Raw genomic sequence first — 389 nt, 5'->3', positions numbered from 1 at the left:
CACCAACTGATCGGCCCGCAACCGCAAAGTCCAATGCCCGTAGCCGCTCGGTGGCTTGCCCAAACGCATCGCGATCAGTTTCGCTTCGGCGGCACCGTCGAGCAACTGGGGCGTGGGGGGCGTAGCCCGCTTCTTACGCACCAGAGCGGCCTCGAATCCTTCCAGGACGAAGGCCTGACGCACATTCTCCACGGTCCGTGTGCTACAACCGACGGCGTCGCTGATTTTCTGGTCCCGCCAAGCGGGGCCATCGGCATCCGCCTTCAGGAGAATCGTGGCCCGCCGAAGCTTCTCGGAGGTGCCCTTCTCGTTCTTGATGGTGGCCTTGCAAACGTCTCGTTCCGTCTCCGTGAGACGGACGATATACTTCTTGTTCATGGGGATCTCCC

At 62.0% G+C, this 389-nt stretch carries 1 protein-coding gene; it reads right to left on the bottom strand.

Features of this window, described 5'->3' with window-relative positions; all coding sequences use genetic code 11:
- A partial coding sequence (locus R5W23_RS12235; protein ID WP_320686564.1) for a helix-turn-helix domain-containing protein occupies positions 1–378 on the bottom strand: 378 nt, incomplete at its 3' end.
- Positions 379–389 lie beyond the last annotated feature (11 nt).

The sequence above is a fragment of the Gemmata algarum genome (genome assembly GCF_034097035.1).
Lineage (GTDB): Bacteria > Planctomycetota > Planctomycetia > Gemmatales > Gemmataceae > Gemmata > Gemmata algarum.
The sequence above is the reverse complement of the archived record's forward strand: the minus strand, read 5'-3'. Positions and strand labels throughout refer to the sequence as shown.